This is a genomic window from Wolbachia endosymbiont (group B) of Pilophorus perplexus (assembly GCF_964028155.1).
GTDB lineage: Bacteria > Pseudomonadota > Alphaproteobacteria > Rickettsiales > Anaplasmataceae > Wolbachia.
This window is the reverse complement of sequence record NZ_OZ034754.1, coordinates 1440919-1459906: the sequence shown is the minus strand read 5'-3', so window position 1 is coordinate 1459906 and position 18988 is coordinate 1440919. Positions and strand designations below refer to the sequence as shown.

Annotated in this window: 19 protein-coding genes; 7 read left to right on the top strand and 12 right to left on the bottom strand. The window is 33.9% G+C overall.

Annotated features, from left to right (window positions below):
- Positions 1 to 222: 222 nt before the first annotated feature.
- The 6 genes from ruvA (at position 223) to ABWU28_RS07015 (ending at position 6252) form a co-directional block, all read left to right on the top strand.
- Complete coding sequence (ruvA, locus tag ABWU28_RS07040; protein ID WP_007302375.1) at positions 223 to 795, top strand: Holliday junction branch migration protein RuvA; 573 nt, start codon at positions 223 to 225, stop codon at positions 793 to 795.
- Positions 792 to 1781 carry a Holliday junction branch migration DNA helicase RuvB gene (gene ruvB, locus ABWU28_RS07035; RefSeq protein ID WP_052265003.1) on the top strand — a complete coding sequence of 330 codons (990 nt, stop codon included), beginning with the start codon at positions 792 to 794 and terminating at the stop codon, positions 1779 to 1781. The genes ruvA and ruvB overlap by 4 nt, the downstream gene beginning before the upstream one ends.
- 268 nt (positions 1782 to 2049) lie before the next feature.
- Complete coding sequence (locus tag ABWU28_RS07030; protein ID WP_353275218.1) at positions 2050 to 3279, top strand: hypothetical protein; 1230 nt, start codon at positions 2050 to 2052, stop codon at positions 3277 to 3279.
- Positions 3280 to 3420: 141 nt separating this feature from the next.
- Positions 3421 to 4377 (top strand): IS5 family transposase, encoded by a 957-nt coding sequence (locus ABWU28_RS07025; RefSeq protein ID WP_213863789.1) that lies wholly within the window; start codon positions 3421 to 3423, stop codon positions 4375 to 4377.
- Positions 4378 to 4579: 202 nt separating this feature from the next.
- Positions 4580 to 4762, top strand: coding sequence for a hypothetical protein (locus tag ABWU28_RS07020; RefSeq protein ID WP_353275216.1), 183 nt, complete (start codon positions 4580 to 4582; stop codon positions 4760 to 4762).
- A 29-nt stretch (positions 4763 to 4791) separates the two neighbouring features.
- Positions 4792 to 6252: a hypothetical protein gene (locus tag ABWU28_RS07015; protein WP_353275214.1), complete on the top strand. Its 1461-nt coding sequence runs from the start codon at positions 4792 to 4794 to the stop codon at positions 6250 to 6252.
- A gap of 44 nt (positions 6253 to 6296) precedes the next feature.
- Here ABWU28_RS07015 and ABWU28_RS07010 read toward each other — a convergent pair whose 3' ends face one another.
- The 12 genes from ABWU28_RS07010 to ABWU28_RS06955 all read right to left on the bottom strand — a co-directional run bounded on the left by ABWU28_RS07010 (position 6297) and on the right by ABWU28_RS06955 (position 16630).
- Positions 6297 to 7538, bottom strand: coding sequence for a citrate synthase (locus ABWU28_RS07010; protein ID WP_007302370.1), 1242 nt, complete (start codon positions 7536 to 7538; stop codon positions 6297 to 6299).
- A gap of 79 nt (positions 7539 to 7617) precedes the next feature.
- The gene (gene rpsT, locus ABWU28_RS07005) at positions 7618 to 7887 is read right to left on the bottom strand and encodes a 30S ribosomal protein S20 (protein WP_007302369.1); all 270 of its coding nucleotides are present in this window, start codon (positions 7885 to 7887) and stop codon (positions 7618 to 7620) included.
- 43 nt (positions 7888 to 7930) lie between these two features.
- Positions 7931 to 8656 (bottom strand): lysophospholipid acyltransferase family protein, encoded by a 726-nt coding sequence (locus ABWU28_RS07000; protein ID WP_012481964.1) that lies wholly within the window; start codon positions 8654 to 8656, stop codon positions 7931 to 7933.
- 56 nt (positions 8657 to 8712) lie between these two features.
- A complete protein-coding gene (locus ABWU28_RS06995) occupies positions 8713 to 9699 on the bottom strand; it encodes a site-specific tyrosine recombinase (protein ID WP_007302367.1) in 987 nt (328 codons plus the stop codon).
- A gap of 371 nt (positions 9700 to 10070) precedes the next feature.
- Complete coding sequence (locus ABWU28_RS06990; protein ID WP_007302365.1) at positions 10071 to 10706, bottom strand: DnaA ATPase domain-containing protein; 636 nt, start codon at positions 10704 to 10706, stop codon at positions 10071 to 10073.
- An 18-nt stretch (positions 10707 to 10724) separates the two neighbouring features.
- On the bottom strand, positions 10725 to 10886 hold the full coding sequence (locus ABWU28_RS06985; RefSeq protein WP_012481963.1) for a hypothetical protein: 162 nt from the start codon (positions 10884 to 10886) through the stop codon (positions 10725 to 10727).
- A complete protein-coding gene (gene ltrA, locus ABWU28_RS06980; RefSeq protein WP_019236826.1) occupies positions 10883 to 12430 on the bottom strand; it encodes a group II intron reverse transcriptase/maturase in 1548 nt (515 codons plus the stop codon). The genes ABWU28_RS06985 and ltrA overlap by 4 nt, the downstream gene beginning before the upstream one ends.
- A gap of 37 nt (positions 12431 to 12467) precedes the next feature.
- Positions 12468 to 12611 carry a hypothetical protein gene (locus ABWU28_RS06975; protein WP_353274966.1) on the bottom strand — a complete coding sequence of 48 codons (144 nt, stop codon included), beginning with the start codon at positions 12609 to 12611 and terminating at the stop codon, positions 12468 to 12470.
- Positions 12612 to 12865: 254 nt separating this feature from the next.
- A complete protein-coding gene (locus ABWU28_RS06970) occupies positions 12866 to 13105 on the bottom strand; it encodes a hypothetical protein (protein ID WP_353275211.1) in 240 nt (79 codons plus the stop codon).
- A 69-nt stretch (positions 13106 to 13174) separates the two neighbouring features.
- Positions 13175 to 14410: an NTP transferase domain-containing protein gene (locus tag ABWU28_RS06965; RefSeq protein WP_019236908.1), complete on the bottom strand. Its 1236-nt coding sequence runs from the start codon at positions 14408 to 14410 to the stop codon at positions 13175 to 13177.
- Positions 14411 to 15454, bottom strand: a complete 1044-nt coding sequence (pheS, locus tag ABWU28_RS06960; RefSeq protein ID WP_019236907.1) for a phenylalanine--tRNA ligase subunit alpha — start codon at positions 15452 to 15454, stop codon at positions 14411 to 14413.
- Between the two features lie 219 nt (positions 15455 to 15673).
- Positions 15674 to 16630, bottom strand: a complete 957-nt coding sequence (locus ABWU28_RS06955; protein WP_213863789.1) for an IS5 family transposase — start codon at positions 16628 to 16630, stop codon at positions 15674 to 15676.
- A gap of 604 nt (positions 16631 to 17234) precedes the next feature.
- Between ABWU28_RS06955 and ABWU28_RS06950 the strand changes: the two genes are divergently transcribed.
- Complete coding sequence (locus tag ABWU28_RS06950) at positions 17235 to 18968, top strand: hypothetical protein (RefSeq protein WP_007302504.1); 1734 nt, start codon at positions 17235 to 17237, stop codon at positions 18966 to 18968.
- The last annotated feature ends 20 nt before the right edge of the window (positions 18969 to 18988 follow it).

Sequence of the window (18988 nt, the reverse complement as noted above, 5' to 3'; positions counted from 1 at the left end):
CAAAGATAGAAATTTCTATTACTTAGCTAAGTTAGGAGACTGCAATTCTATTTCTATCGGAGTAACTTGTGGTTCAATTACATAATGATCTGGAATAACATATTAAAATAGATTTCCTGCAAACTTGTCTGCAATGATTGAAACTGGAACTACTTCTATAATGTTCGTTTGCTTGACCTAAGATTCAGGAGCATTTAAACTGAATTTTATAAAGTACTAGAAATGATAGGAAATCTAAGAGGAATAGTTGATGAGGTGTGTAGCGATCACATAATCCTGAATGTGAATGATGTTGGCTACATAGTATATCTTTCAGCCAAAACTTTAAGTGCTTGTTCGATTGGAAGTAGAGTAAAATTACTTATCGACACTTATGCAAATAGCAGAGAAAACGTTACTCAGCTATATGGCTTTATAAGTAAAGAAGAACAGCAGTGTCTGCGTTTATTAGTTAAAGTGAGCGGTGTCAGCTATAAAACCGCAATGTCAATTTTGAGCAAATTAACTCCAGAGCAACTGTTTTTGGCAATTATAAATGAGGATAAACTAGCACTTAAGGTGAGTGGACTTGGCCTGAAACTCATAAATCGAATTATTACTGAGCTGAATGGCAAAGTAAGTAAATTAGAGATAAATAACAATCATTTTCACTCAATTAGTGAAGATGCTCTTTCAGCTTTGATCAATCTTGGATATGAAAGAACAAAAGCTTATGATACAATAAAAAAAATAGAAGATGAATCACCAAACTTGGACACTAAAGATATTATTCGTATGGCGCTTAAAACAATATGAAGTCAATATCATGTAGTAAGGAATACTCTGAAGATGTACGTAATTTAAATATCCGGCCTGAGCAACTTGATGATTTTGTCGGGCAAAAAGACTTAATACAAAATTTAAAAGTGTTTATAAATGCTGCACAGACGAGAGCTGAAGCTTTGGATCACGTATTGCTCTATGGTCCTCCAGGGCTTGGTAAAACGACTTTAGCACAAATTGTCTCTAAGGAGTTAAGGGTTAGCTTTCGTGCAACTTCTGGTCCATTGCTTAGTAAAGCTGGGGACTTAGCTGCAGTGCTCACTACTTTAAATGCAAAAGATGTTCTATTTATCGATGAGATCCATAGATTAAATCGTAGCATTGAGGAAGTTTTATATACTGCTATGGAAGATTTTTGCCTAGATATACTAGTAGGTGAGGGCCCATCTACCAGAACTTTAAGAATAGATTTACCACCATTTACACTGATTGGGGCAACAACACGGCTTGGACTGCTTTCTGCACCGCTGAGGGATCGTTTTGGTATTCCCCTGCATCTTGAGTTTTATTCTTTTGAGGAACTGATTGATATTATCAAAAGAGGTGCAAGAGTTCTTTGTGCTGAAATCGAAAAGGATGCTGTGCAGGAAATTGCCTGCCGCGCCCGTGGTACTCCAAGAATTGCTTTGAGATTACTCAGAAGAATAAGAGATTTTGTTGAAGTAAAAGATGATAAAAAAATTACCTGTGAAATTGCCGGTTCTGCACTATCAAAATTGGGTATAGATAAAATGGGACTAAATAAATTAGATATGGATTATCTGAGATTTTTGTTTAACACCTCAGGACCTGTTGGAATTGACACCATATCTATTGCACTATCTGAAGATGTTGGCAATATTGAAGAAACAGTAGAACCTTATTTAATCAAGGTCAGTTTTGTAAAGCGCACACCAAGAGGACGTGTTTTAACTGATCAAGCAAGGGAATATCTCAGCATTAATTCAGTGGTATGCTAGTATTATACTATATTTTATAACATTGTATAGTATTACATTAAACATTATAATATTCTTTTATTATATGATTTGCAGGTGTTTTAGAGGCAAATAAGAAAGTCTTCTGTTATAGTGAATATGTTCTTGAAAAATTACGTAATATATGCTAGGCTGTATATAGTATGAATGTAAAAATATCAATAATTTATTGATATTTTTTAAGATTAATACTTATTAAATACTTCATATTGTAAGATTGAGTTATTGTATTTTATAGACTTAAGATAAAATGGTAAAAAGCCTTCTAAACAATTATAGAAACAGTAATTCAATTAATGGAGAAAAAGCAATGAAAAATTTTTTAATCAATAACAACGAAGAGGACGGTAGCTCAATCTACATTAATCGAATCAGAGAGCAAGATCTCTCTGCAGAGCAGAAGCTCAATGAATTAAAAGGATTCATGGAGGAGCTTGCTAGGAAAGCTGAGCTCAAGAGAATAGAGCTTGAGCGTCAGGCTGCGAGTTGCATTGATGAAACATTATCTCAAGTAGAGCTACAGATACAAGATAATGAGGATTACTTTACTGATGATAATCAAGGGGTATTCGCAAATTTCTTTGAATCCCTCTTTAATCTTTTTGAAGTAAATGTAGATCCGAAAGTCTACAAAATGCTCAAGGAGAAGAAAGAGAAAAATCTGCTTCTTTCGATAATTAAGTTTTTGCGTGATAAGCTTAAGGAATTAGTTAAAAAGATCTTCAAAAAAGATTTAGATTTAAGTTGGGATAAAAGGCTAGACAAAGAGATAAAAGAATTGCAGGAGAAATTACTCAGCGGTGAGTTATCTCCTGAAGAAGAAATAGCAATACTCGAACGTTTGCAAGCGTTGCAAAATTTAAAATTGAAGCTTCAAACTTTTCTCGTGGGCTCAGTCATTGCAATGTTTGCAGAAATTTTTGCAGTTGATTTAGCAGCAGTAGTAGAGCAAGATGTAACTGAGGAAAAAAGAGACAAAAAAGCAGAAAAAACAGAATCAAAAGAAGTTCGTCAAGAAATAGAAACAAAAGTGAATGAAATCACACCAATTTCCCTATTTAATTTTTCATCTCAAGTTCCAATGCCAATCACTCTGAATAAGCAAGAACGTGCTATTTTACCAAAGCCTATAGAAAAATTAGTAGACACTCTACCTAAACCTGTTATAAGTCACAAAAATAGTGAAGTACCAAAACTGGAAAAAATGAATAAAGAAAAGAAAGAAGCAAAAGAAGAGAAAACTGAAAAACCAAAATTAGCTGTCTGTCCACCTGCTCCAGAGCGAAAGGAACACAGGAGAGTTAGAAGACAAAAGTGTGGTGATAATACAAGGAACGCAAAGCTAAAAAAAACTTCTAAACTTAATCATTCAATGAGTAATCAACAAAAGTCTGATGCTGCTGTGGAATTGCCAGGAGGATTAACTGATGATGTGAGAGTTGAAAACCATGCTTCTTCAGTCAAAGAGAGAAGTGTGTAAAGGTTCTCTCTCTTTTTGTCATTCCAGAGACTGGTTTTTCATCTGGATTCCAGCAGGCTTTGTTGCACCACTCAAGGAAAGAACAGGCAGTTACTGATGGAATTTGTTATAAAATAGATATTTAGCCGACAAAGGAAAAATATGCCAATAAGAATGAAAGTCAGTAACTGCAATGAATATAACAAATTTCTTCAAGAAAGGGGAAATGTTTTTCATTATATCAACGATGCCATTGAAAATTGGTACGAAAATAGTCCAAAAGTAGCAGGTGGCAACAATGTCTACAGCGACAAAGTAGTGATTCTAATTCACATAATAACCTATCTATTCAGGATTGGTCTTAGGCAAACAGTGGGATTTATAGAGAAATATCTTGAGCAAATAGGGAAAATTTTGCAAATTATCAGCTATTCGCAGGCTTCAAGAAGGTTTAAAAAGCTTAATATCAAAATCAACGACTGCAGAGTTGATAAGAACGATATGGAAGATATTGAAATTGCTATAGATAGTACAGGTATCAGCATCTACAATAATATTCCAGGCCATAGTAAGGCAAATGGTACAGATAGAAAGTATCGCCGCTATGAGCAAACAAGAAAGCTACATGTAATGCTAGAGATAGGTAGTAAAAAAGTTATAGCTGCAAAATACAGTAGTGGAGTTTATTCCGACCACTATGGAGCCTGTGATCTTATTGAAAGAGTGGATACCAAGTATAACATAAGCACGATATATGCAGATAGGGCATATAATCGAAAGAAGTTATACAAACTGTGCGATGAGCTTGACATAAAGACAAGGATTCCTCCGCAAAATAATGCAGTAGAGCATCCAAAGTTGGATTATATGAATGAGAGAAATTCTACAATCAAGCTCATAAAGTCATATGATGAAGATGGTATGAAGAGGTGGAAAAAAGAGATAAATTATTGGAAGAGATCTTATATAGAAAGTTTTTTCTCGCGACTGAAGCAAATATTTGGATTTAGTTTTAGGAATAAATCTGAGATTAATCGTGAGAAGGAACTGCTACTCAAGTGTTATTTGCTTAACAAATTTACTGAAATAGGCATGGCTAAGTTTGATATAGCTTCATGAATTTATTATACATTACCCACTACCCGAAGAGCTGTGCAACAAAGCCCACTGGGATCCAGAAAACTTAATTTAAAAAGTTGTTATTCCAGTCTGGAATCCAGGAGTATAAAAATGGTGAATAAAATTTATGTAAAAAAACTGCTTGTGCTGATAATTGATTCTTAATATACTCATTACATAATAATTTAATTCGGAGGCTAATATGGATGGTAATAATGATCCAAATAAAAAAGTACCTGATTCAGGGAGAACAAGGATTTATAAAAAAGATTTACCTGATCCAAAGAGGATAGATAACTTCAGCGATAGAATTAAGCGTGAACAAGAACGAATGAAGCAAAATCAATCCAGTAGTAGTAAGAGTGGTCAGGGTAGCAGTAAATAATTATGTTGATTAATTAGAGAGGTGGCGTTATGCCTAATAAAAGTGAAATAAATCGAGAATTAGTAAAAGCATTTAATAGTATTCTTCGTTTCAGTAATGCTGTTGTTACTAATTTTACTGTAAAGAACGATCATATTGTTATCTCATTTGATAATAATATGACTCTTGATCAGCGCATAAAGTACTTGAAAAGTATGAAAGAAAAAATAATACAAAGATTTTGTCCGGATGAAAGTATTCTTGATAATAATTTTTATACAAAGTTTTTTCCTTTTAACTTTGATCAGGGGAAATCGGCTGAAGATAATAAATTTTTGGTGCCAATTAGAAAAGAGGTAATTTCTAATCTAAAGTTTTTACTAGCCAATGAACTCGCGCGATTTACAACAGATCTTATTAAAGAGCAAGAAAAAGAAGACAAAAAATCGGAACTAGGTTGTGAGGATCTATCAGATGATATAGAGCAGGAGATAGAAGAACATGTAGATTATAATATAATTGATGAAGTCTTTGATAAGGGATCTTATCTATATGGTGTGGAGTGTGTTGATAGAAATTTGCAACGTTCTTTTGTAAATTTGCTTTCATCGGGAATAAAAGGTTATGAAAATGGTCCTAAAAAAACTAAGGATTTTTTAGAAGAGAAAGGAAATTATGTATATCTAAAGAAAAGCATTTTTGATAATCCTAAGCTCATTAAAGACATAGCAAAGGATAAAGTATCCTTGAAGTGTCGTGATTTGCAAGTTTCAAGTACCGAGGATGAAATGAATGACACTCTGAAGTTTGCAGTTATTGATTTAATTCGTAAATCACTTCCGCACCTGCAAATTGATTCTATTTGGCATGCTTCCCATAAAGAAAGTAAAAATGAGTTTTCAATTTTAGCTCCTATCGTGAATTATAATAATTACATAGAGTTTTTAAGTAAAGAGGAAGTTGATCATATTAATAATGAGGTGTTCGGTGGTACAAAAGTATTGCGTGATGTAAAAAATGATATTGCAGAAAGAGGTCTGCTAACGTATGGTGCCAAACGAATATATGCAATAGACTTTTTTAACCCAGACATTGCTTATTGTGTGATGGATAAGATCACAGAGAGCTCTGTAATCAATAAGGATTATAAACTATTCATTGATCCTGCGCGTGTGCAAGCTATGAAACCACAAATTCTTGTCCCTCCTGAAAAAGTAGGGACGGATGGACCAAGTGCAGATAGTGGTTTTGCTGGTTCACCTAAGAATTCAGTTATAGGTAAATCACATACTGGAAACTCAAGAAAATTCCTTAGGCCCGACTACTATGGTGAAGGTAAAGGTGGGGATGATGCTTCGGCTAAAGATAGTGGCTTTGGCCCTTCTTCAGCACGATCTTCTTTTAATAAGCCCGAAACAACATTTAACCAACCTTCTATATCACAGCCTGACCAATGTTCTGCAAAAAAGCAGACATCAACTAATAAAAAATCAATTTGTTGTATTTTATAGCTAAAGGAAATTAGGCTATTCAAAGATGAATTGTGAATGAAAGTTTATTTGCCAAGGTAGAGCTGCCTTGGCCTACAAATCTTGGTTTCTTTATCGTTTACCATTTCATACCACTGGGCAACCCAACCAGTGGTTCTTGCAAGTGCAAAAATGGGTGTAAACATACTTGAAGGGATACCGATAGCATTCATTATTATACCTGAATAAAAATCAACATTTGGATACAACTTACGTGTAATAAAATACTCATCCTTTAAAGCTATTTCTTCAAGTTTTTTTGCAATTTCAAGTAATTCATTGTTTTGCTCTAGTTTGCTTAAAATCTCATGACAAGCATCCTTTAATATAAGCGCGCGCGGATCATAGTTTTTATAAACACGATGTCCAAATCCCATTAGCTTAAATGGATCTTTATCATCTTTAGCTTTCTCAATGAATCTATCTACATCTCCACTTTGCTCTATCTCTTTTAGCATATTTATAACTGCCTCATTAGCTCCACCGTGTGCTGGACCCCAAAGTGTAGCAACTCCTGCAGACAGGCTTGCAAATAGATTAGAACCAGCTGACCCTACCAATCTGACAGCTGCTGTAGAAGCATTCTGTTCATGATCAGCATGGAGAGTAAATATTTTATCCAGAGCTTTTACAAAAAGGGTATTATTAACAGCACTGCCAAATATCATATTTAAGAAATTCTCACTATAACTTAATTTATTATTAGCATTTGTGAATTCCTGATTGTTGATATGTCTATAAATCATTGCAACAATTGCAGGAACTTGTGCTATTGCAGAAATTCCAAAATCTAAATCTTCACCATTGACATTGTTGCCATGTGTTTCATGGTAAGATGCTGACAAATTTGCAAAACATGCAACTAAAATCGACATAGGGTGAGCAGTTTTTGGAAATGCTTTGATTACATTTGTAACTTGCTCTGATACTTTGGATGATTCTTGTATTTTGAGAAGAAATTTTTTGTGTTGCTCTGAACTGGGTAGTTCACCATAGAGCAATAAATAAATCACAGCAGTAAAACTATTATTCTCTGCCAAATCAGCTATATCATGTCCCCTATACTTAAGAACTCCTTCATCTCCATCAATGAATGTAATTGTGGAAGAGCATGAAGCTGTGGAAACAAACCCCGGATCATAAGTGAATAATCCTGTCGTCTTATATAAATCCTTAATATTTAACACGTCAGGACCTACTGTTCCACTTAATACGGGCAGATCAATTTTTGACCCATTACTTAGTTCCAATAATGCTTTTTTATCCATCACTTGAGCTACTTAATTTTATACAGAATATACAAACTGAAAAGTATATATTAATACAGTTAACTTTACATTAACCGTATTAAGCGGTCATCAATGCTTTTACTTTTGCATTTAAGCGACTTATTTTACGTGCAGCAGTATTCCTATGAATGACACCTTTATTTACACATTTGTGTAAATTGGATTCAGCATTCCGAAATGCCAAGACAACATTCTCTTTATCACCAGACTTGATTATATCAACTAATCTTCTAATAGCAGTACGAGTTTTGCTTTTTCGCATCTTATTTACTAAAGTACGCTTTGCTATTACCTTCATCATTTTTTTAGCACTCTTATGATTTGCCATATATTAATACCTGTACTTTTCTTTTAATTATAAAGTTTTTTTGTTAATTTGCAATATCAGTTTTTTCTGCAATTAATCTACTACTTCTTTCTTCAATGATTTTTTCTAAACTTTGCAAGAATTCATTTTTGTTTAACCCAGGATATATGGGAGGTAATATTTCTATTACCGCCTTTCCGGGATTCTTTCTCAGAGAAAGTATGCTTTTTGGCCAAAACAAACCAGTGTTTAAAGCAATCGGTAACACAGGAACAGATAATACGCTATATAAAGCAGCAATACCCGATTGATATTTTATATTTTGGTTTATAGTCGTTCTTGTGCCTTCAGGAAATATTATTATGCTTCTATTTTCTTTTATATGCATTTTTGCTAGTTTAATTATATGGCGTATAGAACTGATACCATCTGAACGGTTAATAAAAATCATTTTCAGCGCTATAAGATGTAAACCAATGAATGGAATCCATTTCAATTCACGTTTTAAAATAAAAACTGCTTTTCTAAAGAGTAGTATAAAAATAAATGTTTCAAATGGAGATTGGTGTTTAGATGCAATTATAAAAGGTTGCTTAGGAATGTTTTCCATTCCCCTCACTTCATATTTAATGCCACATAATAAACGCAACATGAATAATACAACTCTCACCGAGCAAACAAGGAAAATGGTTATTACACACTCAGGAAAGAAAATTACAGGGAGAGTAATTAAAGTATAGAATACTTCCCATAATATAAGGAGTAAATTAAACAATAAACTTGCAATCACAAACACACGTAAACTTATTTGAATTTAACTTTACTACAAAACTAAAAGCAATAAGTTTAATTATTGATCATCTGAGTAATAGGATGAGAATCAGCTAATTTGTCCTTTAACTTTTCATTAGCAATATGAGTATATATTTGTGTTGTAGAAAGATTAGTATGGCCAAGAATTTTTTGTATCAGCACAATATTTGCTCCGCTATTCAGTAGATGGGTAGCAAGAGAATGCCTAATCACATGTGGAGAGATTTTATTTTCATCAATATCGCACTTTCTTGCTAATTCCTTTATTAATTGACCAACTCTTTGCCTTGTAATGGGTTTATTAGGTTTATCACCTGGGAATAGCCAATCAGATTTTTTGTTGTTAGGAAGCAGATTGTCACGAATTGATAAATAATTTTTAAGACTTTGCAATGCTTGCTCATTAAAAAGGATTTGCCTTTCTCTGCTACTTTTTCCCTTTATTATTATATAGCCTTCTTTACCATTACCGTTTACTAAATGTAATACTTCACATAACTTCATATTAATTAGTTCAGAAACACGCATCCCGGAAGAGTAAAGAATATCTAAAATTGCACATAGCCTTTTACTGCTTATCTCTTTATTCGATCCGCTTGCTGATTTTTTTACTGTTTCCATGAGCAAAAATATTTCTTGAACACTTAAATACTTAGGCAAAGGACGGGAAACCTTTGGATTTCTTAATTCATTATCATTAGCCGGTGCTGGATTAAAATCTATTATTCCATCATTAAATAGGCACTTATAGAAATTTTTGATAGCAGATATTTTTCTTGATATAGAACTAGTTTTATATTTCTTTTGTGTACGTAAAAAGTTTACATAATCTTTAATATTAGCTTTACTTGCACCAACTAAGGTAGTGCCTCCTTCTAATAAAAATTTTTCAAGTTGGTGTAAATCTGAACGATAACTTTCCAAAGTATTTTGTGTAGAGGATTTTTCAGAAACCAAAGCATCTATGTAATACGTGATGTAAAGATTCTCTTTTTTATTTTGTGGTTGTTTATTTTTCATTATCAGCTCCTATATTTATTTCTTTGACTATAATTTGATTGAAAGTATTTTTTGTGTTTTTTATAAGAAAATATGAGATAAACAAAGCATTTATCAATAAAGTAAGTACTACAAACCTTTGTTTTAACCTTTTTTTTAAATTTGATCTTATTTTTACCATATTTCAATTATCACATTGAGTCTATAAAAAACATCCTGTAAAGTAAGTTTTACTATCGTATAAAATTTCCCTTAGCTATGTCTGTTTATTCTTATTATATCATAGTATTTATTATAATTTTAACATAAAGAAATAGTGATTTCAACTTCATTATTGTATGGGTATTAATAAATTTTTAATATATGTAATAAATACCTTACAAAAAAAGGAATCAATTGGCACTTTTTTTTAATAAAGTGTTAATAAAAGGAATGGTTACATTTGATCCTATAGATTCATTATCTATTTTTTCTATAACTTTATTAATGCTGTGGAAAGAACGTTCTATTCTTGCTAGAATATAATCAATTACCTTTAGATCAATTTTTAACTGTTTATCTGAAAATTGTTTTATTAGCATAATTCTTAATAATTCTTCGCTTGCAGGTAAAATTTTTACGCTGATAGTTGATAATATTCGCGAGCTTAAATCTTTTAGTTTGAAGTTAAGCTTTTTCGGTAAAATCGAAGAAGTAATTAGCAGTCTCTTATCATTTTCTTTCATGTAATTATAACAATGTAACAACATTTCCTCATCTTTAATGTTTTGTACATCTTCTAAAATAAACGCATCGCTGTACCTCATTTCGCTTACAAAATTATTTACATCAATGAAAATAGCATCGTTTTTTGATTGCCAGATATGAGCAAGGTGAGTTTTCCCAGAGCTGTTAGGTCCAAAAAGAATCAGGCATTTCCAAGATAAATCATTAACTATTGAGTTATATACGTGCTTATTTTCATCTAAGGTGATATAATTTTGCCAACAATAATCAACTTGATTATTGTTAAATAAATTTAATTGCACGTAAAGCCTCTTACATTACTACTTTTTGATAATAATTTTTGCATAAAAATTTACTTGGTCAGGTAAGGAAGCAGTATTACTACTACCCCCTCCCTTAGAAACGCAGCATGCAGGTTTCCCCACACTACGCTTGAGCCCCTTATCTAAGTTCTTCTTTTCTAGAACCGGCTTGTCCTTCATGATTCCTCAGGAAACATCATTCTTAATGGTGACACCAACAGTAGAGAACCTTCTCTTGAAAAGGAGCTTGCTAACATTCTTGTTCGTTTCACTCTCTCATCAAAATACTTTTTCCATTTTAAGTCAAGGGGATTTGCATCCGCTCTGATTTTAACATGTCGTCTGATAGGTATATCAATCAGCTTAAGCAGTCTTAAATACCGTATCTCTTTTGGTTTGTTCTTGCATATGGGTGCAGCAAAAACCCATTGGCGTTGACCCATTACTTTGAAGTAACGATTCTTTATCCAACGTAATCCTTTACGAGGATGTCTTTTCTTTGCCCATTTCCATAAACTATGCCAAATTTCATTGTCGATCTTTCTAAACGCTTTTTTAGCACACACATGGTGATAGTAATTTCCCCATCCTCTCAGTAGAGAGTTGAGTGACTTAATTACTATAGCCTGAGTGTTCGCTATATTTGCTTTTATCAATGTACGTGCTTTATTAAGAAGTCTTTTAATACTTTCTTTCGAAGGTTTAATAATTAACTTCTTATTATATCTACGTACATTACAACCAAGAAAGTCAAACCCTGTTGTAATAGATGTAATCTTTGTCTTCTCTTCTGACAGAATTAAACCTCGCTCATGAAGAAAAGATGATACTAAAGGCTTAACTTCCTTTTCCAGTACTTCATGTGTGAAACCTGAAATAATAAAGTCGTCTGCGTACCTGATTACATTCACTCCACTTCTGATTTTTCCTCTTCTTTTGCTACCTAATTTACCAAAGCGACTTTCTAATAACTGTTCAAGACCATCTAAGGTAAAGTTAGCTAGTATTGGAGAAATTATACTTCCTTGCGGAGTGCCAGCAGTTGTGGGATACAGAGTTTTCGATTCTAGGAAACCAGCTTTTAACCATCTATGAAGAATTTTCTTTTCCATAGGAATATGCTTCATAAGCCATTCATGGTTAATGTTGTCAAAGCACCCTTTGATATCACCTTCTAGTATCCATTGTGGTCGATTGCGTCTTGCCAGTAATAAGTGACAAGCAGCAATAGCATCCGCGCAGGATCTTTTAGGTCTAAAGCCATAGGAGTGACGATCACTGATCGTTTCAGCTATCGGTTCCAGAGCAAACAGATATAATGCTTGCATCGCTCTATCTTTTATCGTGGGTATACCGAGAGGCCTTCTTTTGCCATTAGATTTACTGATATAAATTCGTTTGAGCGGAGAAGGTTTATATCCTCTTTGTTTTAACAGCTTTATTCCTTGAAATTTAGCATTGCAAGTTGACCATAGTTGACGATCTACACCTGCTGTGGTTTTTCCTTGGTTTTCAGTTACTCTCTTAACAGCCAAAGCTTTTCCGCTAAAAGAGCGTGTGAGAAGATGTTGTAAAGCTTTTACCTTACCCCATCTTCCTTCTTGGACAGCCTTAACAATACGTCTTTGTAGCCTCACAATAACTTTCTGGCATTTCTTCCATGGCAATTGCTTCCATGCTTCAAAGCTTTCGGTAGATGCACTTACAGGTTTACTTGTAATCATCTGCTTTCCTACCTTAAGTGGTTAACAAAGTTTCTTGTCACGAGGGACCAAATGGAAGTCTGCTCGTTTTCACGCGAATTAATGTTACAAATTGTATCCATTTCGTTACAAAATGGCATTCGCTTTCTCCATTCTCCTTTACCTGCACTTCCATCAGCATTCCTTGCGGTTTGCTTGCCATGTAGGCGAAAATACAGGCTTACCCTGTTTCTCCAGTCATACAACAGTGGGTTAGGTGGCTTCTCTATACCGGTGGAGTTATTATTTGCGTACATCTAGAAATGAAAAATGTAACTTATCCACATTACCTTTTGGTCAGAGCTTATCAGCATCTTTAGCTCTTTCATCGTATCGGTACTTATAAAGCTTCACTTACGTTCACCATACCACTAGCCTAGCCCTCCAACCACATGATGCTTGCAGTTTATGCCCCTCTCACGATTGAGCATCTTCTTTTTCAAGAGGAGGTTCATTGTCCGCATCGCTTGGCACCAACCGGTTGCCCGATTCGCACTGATGCGTAGACTCAGACGGCAAAACATCTGGTTTAATAAGTTTTAGAATCCTTTCAGTTTCTTTCTGAATGAATTCCTCTCCTTTTAAACAATATGACCGAAGACTTTCAGGTCGCACCAAGCCAACAAAGTAAGTAACTTTTTCATTTTTATCCTCCAAAGATTAATATATGCATATACAAGCATATAAATATTAAAAATAGTATAAATTGCAAGTAAAAAATTGGAATTATTTTATTTTTTTTGTTATTTGTCTTTCTCTTGCAATTGCCAGACTTCCCTTTGGCACATCTTTGACTACAACGCTACCTGCTGCAACTAGAGAGTCATCATGAACATTAAGCGGTGCAATTAATGAACTATTGGCACCAATAAAACAATTGCTTCCAATATTTGTTCTATGTTTCTTTTTCCCATCATAATTACAAATAACGGTACCTGCACCTATGTTACTCCCCTGCCCTACCTGAGTATTTCCTATATAACTTAAATGCTTTATCTTAGTATTTATACCTATATCACTTGCTTTTGTTTCAACAAAATTACCTATGATTGCACCATCACCTATTGTTGTATTTTCACATTTGGCAAATGGACCAACCCTAACACCAGATCCTATTTTTACTCCAGGACCAAAAAAAACGTATGGGTAAACAATCGAATCCATACCAATTTGCGTATCAAGAGAGAAGAAAACAGTTTCTGGAGCAACAAGCGTTACTCCAGAGTTAGTGAAAAACTTTCTTTTTTCTTCTTGAAAGTAAAACTCGGCCGTTGCAAGGTCATTCCTATTATTTATGCCAGTTGCCTCCTCCTCATCAGCAATAACATAGCCGACATTTAAATTACTCTTTACTGCAATGGCAACGATATCGGTCAAGTAATATTCATGAGCTTGGTTATTACACTCTATTTTCTCCACCAATTCACGTAGATTCTTTTCACGTGCAACCATTATTCCGGCATTAGCAAGAAATTCCTCATCATTATTTCTACCATTTTGTGCTTCTACGATTTCTCTTAGGGAACCGTTCTCAATAATTAGTCTACCGTATCCTTTATTATTAGTTTTAAACCCAAGACAAACTAAAGCATTGCTCTCTCCTAAGCAGCTTATCATTTTAGTTATTGTGCTGCTTTTTATTAGTGGAGTATCCCCATACTGCACAACAACTATATCTGACAATTCTTTCAGGTTCCTCATTGCAATTTTGACTGCATCTCCCGTGCCGAGCGTTGACTCTTGTGTAATTAGTTTTATACCCTCAAAGCATTTCAGCCTTTGAGTTAAAGGCAAATCGACTACAATAACTATTTTTTCAGGATTCAGCTGCTTTGCATTGTAAATGACATGCTCAAGCATGGAGAAATTACCTATTTTGTGCAGAACCTTAGGCAAGCTTGAATTCATTCGTTCACTATGCCCAGCAGCAAGTACAACAAATGTATAAGATTTATTTGTCACTTATCTTAAAGACGAAAAATGAAAACCATAATGGTTGAGCCAACTAACTCTATTGTCGTAAAAGCTCCTTAGATCACTAATTTGATATTTCAGCATTGCTAGCCTTTCTATACCAATCCCAAATGCAAAGCCACTGTATTTAGTATCGTCTATTCCAACATTTTTAAAGACATTTGGATGCACCATACCACATCCAAGTACTTCAATCCATTTACTATCTTTATAGCTTATGTCCACTTCCGCAGAAGGTTCAGTAAAAGGGAAAAAACTATTACGAAAGCGTATTCTTAGACCCTTATCTCCGAAAAATTTACTAAGGAAGCAATGAATAGTAAATTTTAATTGGCCCATATTGACATTTTCATTAACATAAAGTCCTTCTATCTGATGAAACATAGGAGTGTGAGTTGCATCAAAGTCATTTCTGTATACCCTGCCTGCAGCCACTATTTTAATTGGAAAAGTTTTTGTCTTTTCCATGGTTCTAATCTGCACAGATGAGGTATGAGTGCGCAGCACCATTCTTTTATCATTTATTTTATTCCTTAAATAGAAGGTATCTTGCTCCTCTCGTGCAGGGTGGTGACTTGGAGTATTTAATGCATCAAATACGTGAAATTCATCTTCAATATCAGGACCATCAACTGCTTTAAAGCCCATATGCGCAAAAATGAGCTTCACTTCACTTATAACTTTACTGAGTGGATGAATCTTGCCAATTCTTTCTGGTCTGACAGGCAGTGTGATATCAACTGCTTCATTTTGCAGTTTTAACTTAACTTCTTTATCTTTCAGTTCATTTTCTTTGCTTGTTATAAGCTGGTCTATCTTATTGCGTAAAACATTAATCACTGCACCTAGGTCGCGTTTCTCTCCTGCATCATCTATATTCTTTAAGTCATCGAAATAAGCTTTTACTACACCCTTTCTCCCCAAGTATGACAACCTAACTTTTTCTAAATCCTTCAAAGAAGCAGCATTTTCAATCTCAGAAACTGCCTTATCTTCAAGTAAAGGTATTTCACTTATTAGCTCTTTATTCACCTTAAAAACGCTAGCTTAAACTTTCATTATAGTGCAATCTTTAATATCATCAATAAAACTATTTGGATAAAAAGTTGTCATCAGAGTAGCTGATCTCTATGATTGGTATCATTAAAATTGCCCCTATCCGAGTGTTTCCTTCTTCTGTCATTCCAGTGCTCCGACACTGGAATGGCTTTGTTGCACAGCTCTTCGGATAGTGGGTAATGTATAATAAATTCATGAAGCTATATCAAACTTAGCCATGCCTATTTCAGTAAATTTGTTAAGCAAATAACACTTGAGTAGCAGTTCCTTCTCACGATTAATCTCAGATTTATTCCTAAAACTAAATCCAAATATTTGCTTCAGTCGCGAGAAAAAACTTTCTATATAAGATCTCTTCCAATAATTTATCTCTTTTTTCCACCTCTTCATACCATCTTCATCATATGACTTTATGAGCTTGATTGTAGAATTTCTCTCATTCATATAATCCAACTTTGGATGCTCTACTGCATTATTTTGCGGAGGAATCCTTGTCTTTATGTCAAGCTCATCGCACAGTTTGTATAACTTCTTTCGATTATATGCCCTATCTGCATATATCGTGCTTATGTTATACTTGGTATCCACTCTTTCAATAAGATCACAGGCTCCATAGTGGTCGGAATAAACTCCACTACTGTATTTTGCAGCTATAACTTTTTTACTACCTATCTCTAGCATTACATGTAGCTTTCTTGTTTGCTCATAGCGGCGATACTTTCTATCTGTACCATTTGCCTTACTATGGCCTGGAATATTATTGTAGATGCTGATACCTGTACTATCTATAGCAATTTCAATATCTTCCATATCGTTCTTATCAACTCTGCAGTCGTTGATTTTGATATTAAGCTTTTTAAACCTTCTTGAAGCCTGCGAATAGCTGATAATTTGCAAAATTTTCCCTATTTGCTCAAGATATTTCTCTATAAATCCCACTGTTTGCCTAAGACCAATCCTGAATAGATAGGTTATTATGTGAATTAGAATCACTACTTTGTCGCTGTAGACATTGTTGCCACCTGCTACTTTTGGACTATTTTCGTACCAATTTTCAATGGCATCGTTGATATAATGAAAAACATTTCCCCTTTCTTGAAGAAATTTGTTATATTCATTGCAGTTACTGACTTTCATTCTTATTGGCATATTTTTCCTTTGTCGGCTAAATATCTATTTTATAACAAATTCCATCAGTAACTGCCTGTTCTTTCCTTGAGTGGTGCAACAAAGCCCACTGGAATCCAGCCTTTACTTAACAATAAAAACTTAGCATAACTTTCGTGCTCAAAAAATTCCTGAATTCCAGCATCAAGTGCTATCTCTATAGGACTACTAACTAATCCAGAATATTAAAAAATTCACCAAGCGAAAAAAAGGCAAAAGAATCCCCCAGTAGTGAGTTTTGACCCTATAATAATGTAAATCGGCATTGTAATAATGTGCTAACGCTTATTTAAAGCGCGTTTTGGCTGAATGTAGAAAAAATAAAAAAGACATGCAGCCGCTATAATTTTATGTAATCTGCCAATATATACCTGAGTTTTTTACTGAATTTTGTTGTTAAATCTGCAGAGATTAAAAACAAGGATAAACACTCTTATTGTTATGATAAGAAGATTGATGAGATTTGTAAAGTAACTTTTTCTGCTCTTATTGAATCCAACACGCTACTATTATGTAAGAGTGCTATAATTATTAATTTATTGACTAATTATGTTTTTTATTTCACTCTACATTAAAAAATTTACTCATGCATAGTAGTAACATAGAAACTAAGAAAAAATACGAAATTGAGGGTTTACCTAAGTTTTTTAAGGATAGATCTAAAGAAATAAGTAAAGCATTTTCTAATGAAGTGCTGGAGATTAGCACCATTCGCTCAAAAAATATTACAAGTGATACGCAAGAGTTTTCATTTAAGCTCAAGCTACTGACAGAGGTAAACCCTAATACAATATTACCTCAAATAAAACATTTGATTGACTTTTTTGAAACCAGCCTTTCTCAGGAGAAAAACTTCACAGCCAATATAAAAGTAGCAAAAGAAAGTGAAGAATTATATAATAACTACCATAAAGCTAATAAAACTGTAGAAGAATTCATAAATAATGCTCCAATTCAAATCCTCATGCAGGGCATAACGATAACGCTACAAACAAACGTTAAAAACATCAACCTCAATAGCTTGCAACAAATCGAGATATTCTTGAATAAGCAGCTAAAACATGTAGAAAAAGCCAAAAGTGAGGAGCAAAGTCAAGATACATTACAAATAGAAGAAACTGAAAATAAAAACGAAAATGTGATTGAAAAAAGAAACACGCAAGATAAACAAATTGTGCAAGGTTCGTTTGGCTACAATATAGCAAGTAACAGAAAGCAAATTACACGTGCACCAGTAATTGTTGCTACAATGCATGAAAATATTTCCTGGTTTAGGTCTCTTTTTCAGCCATTCAATTTTTTTAATACGGCACAATTCTTTTTCCCACAACTGCCCAAATTTTCTATACAGAGTAACAATATGCCACCTGGTGTTATTCCAGCACTTGACCAAGAAGAGAAAGAACCAGTGTCAGCCACTCGGATAACAGAGGGTAGTATAGGAAATTTAGTCCCTCAAGAAACAGAGCGGGATATAGGTCAAACCAGGTCGCACACAGATTATTTTAAAACTAACAGAAAAAAGAAGTCAAAAAAGCAAGCTCAAGAACTATCAGAAGAAGAAAAACAATCTATCGTAAAACAAGCTCAAAATGATGCTAGAGTAGCTATGATAGATAACCAGATTGAGCGTAGAGAAAAAAAACTCGATGAAATATTTATTGAAGTGATGAATGGATATAAAAATCAAGACCCAGAGACATTTCACAATATTTTCAACTTAATATTTAATATTGTTTACTTTCAAGATAAACAATTACATGAAGTATTAGAATCAGATGAGATATCAGAAGTGCTAGAGGTACTCAAAAGGCCACAACCTCCTAATAACTCACTTCTAGGTAAAGAATACTTACAAAAGCAAGTATATAGAAAAACAGTGCAATTGCTCAAATTAGTTTCGGGCATTCCTATACAATCTTCTCCACAGCCTCGAAATATTTCTCATGAAATTTTGCCAAGCAAAGCTGTAGAACATTTACCAAAAACAAATGAAGCTAAAACTCGATTGCCTACTAATATTGGGCTCAAATCACCATTAAAAACTGTATTTTCCTCGAAAGAGACTTATCTTTGTCTATTTTTAGTAGCAGCTTCTATATCAGCACTCTGGCTATGGCACTTGCCGCTGGGAAAAGTGTCAATTTTAAAGGAATTGGTGCCAACAGAAAAAAGGAAAAGTATCGGTCTAACATTAAACATAGGGTTACCGATATTAATTACACTGTGCGTTTTGAACCTGGCTTACTTTCTATATTCTGAATATTCTGTAGAATCTATTGAGCAGATAAGTGAAAAAGATCTTCCTTTGCACATCTAACAAATAAGATCTTTTGTGAT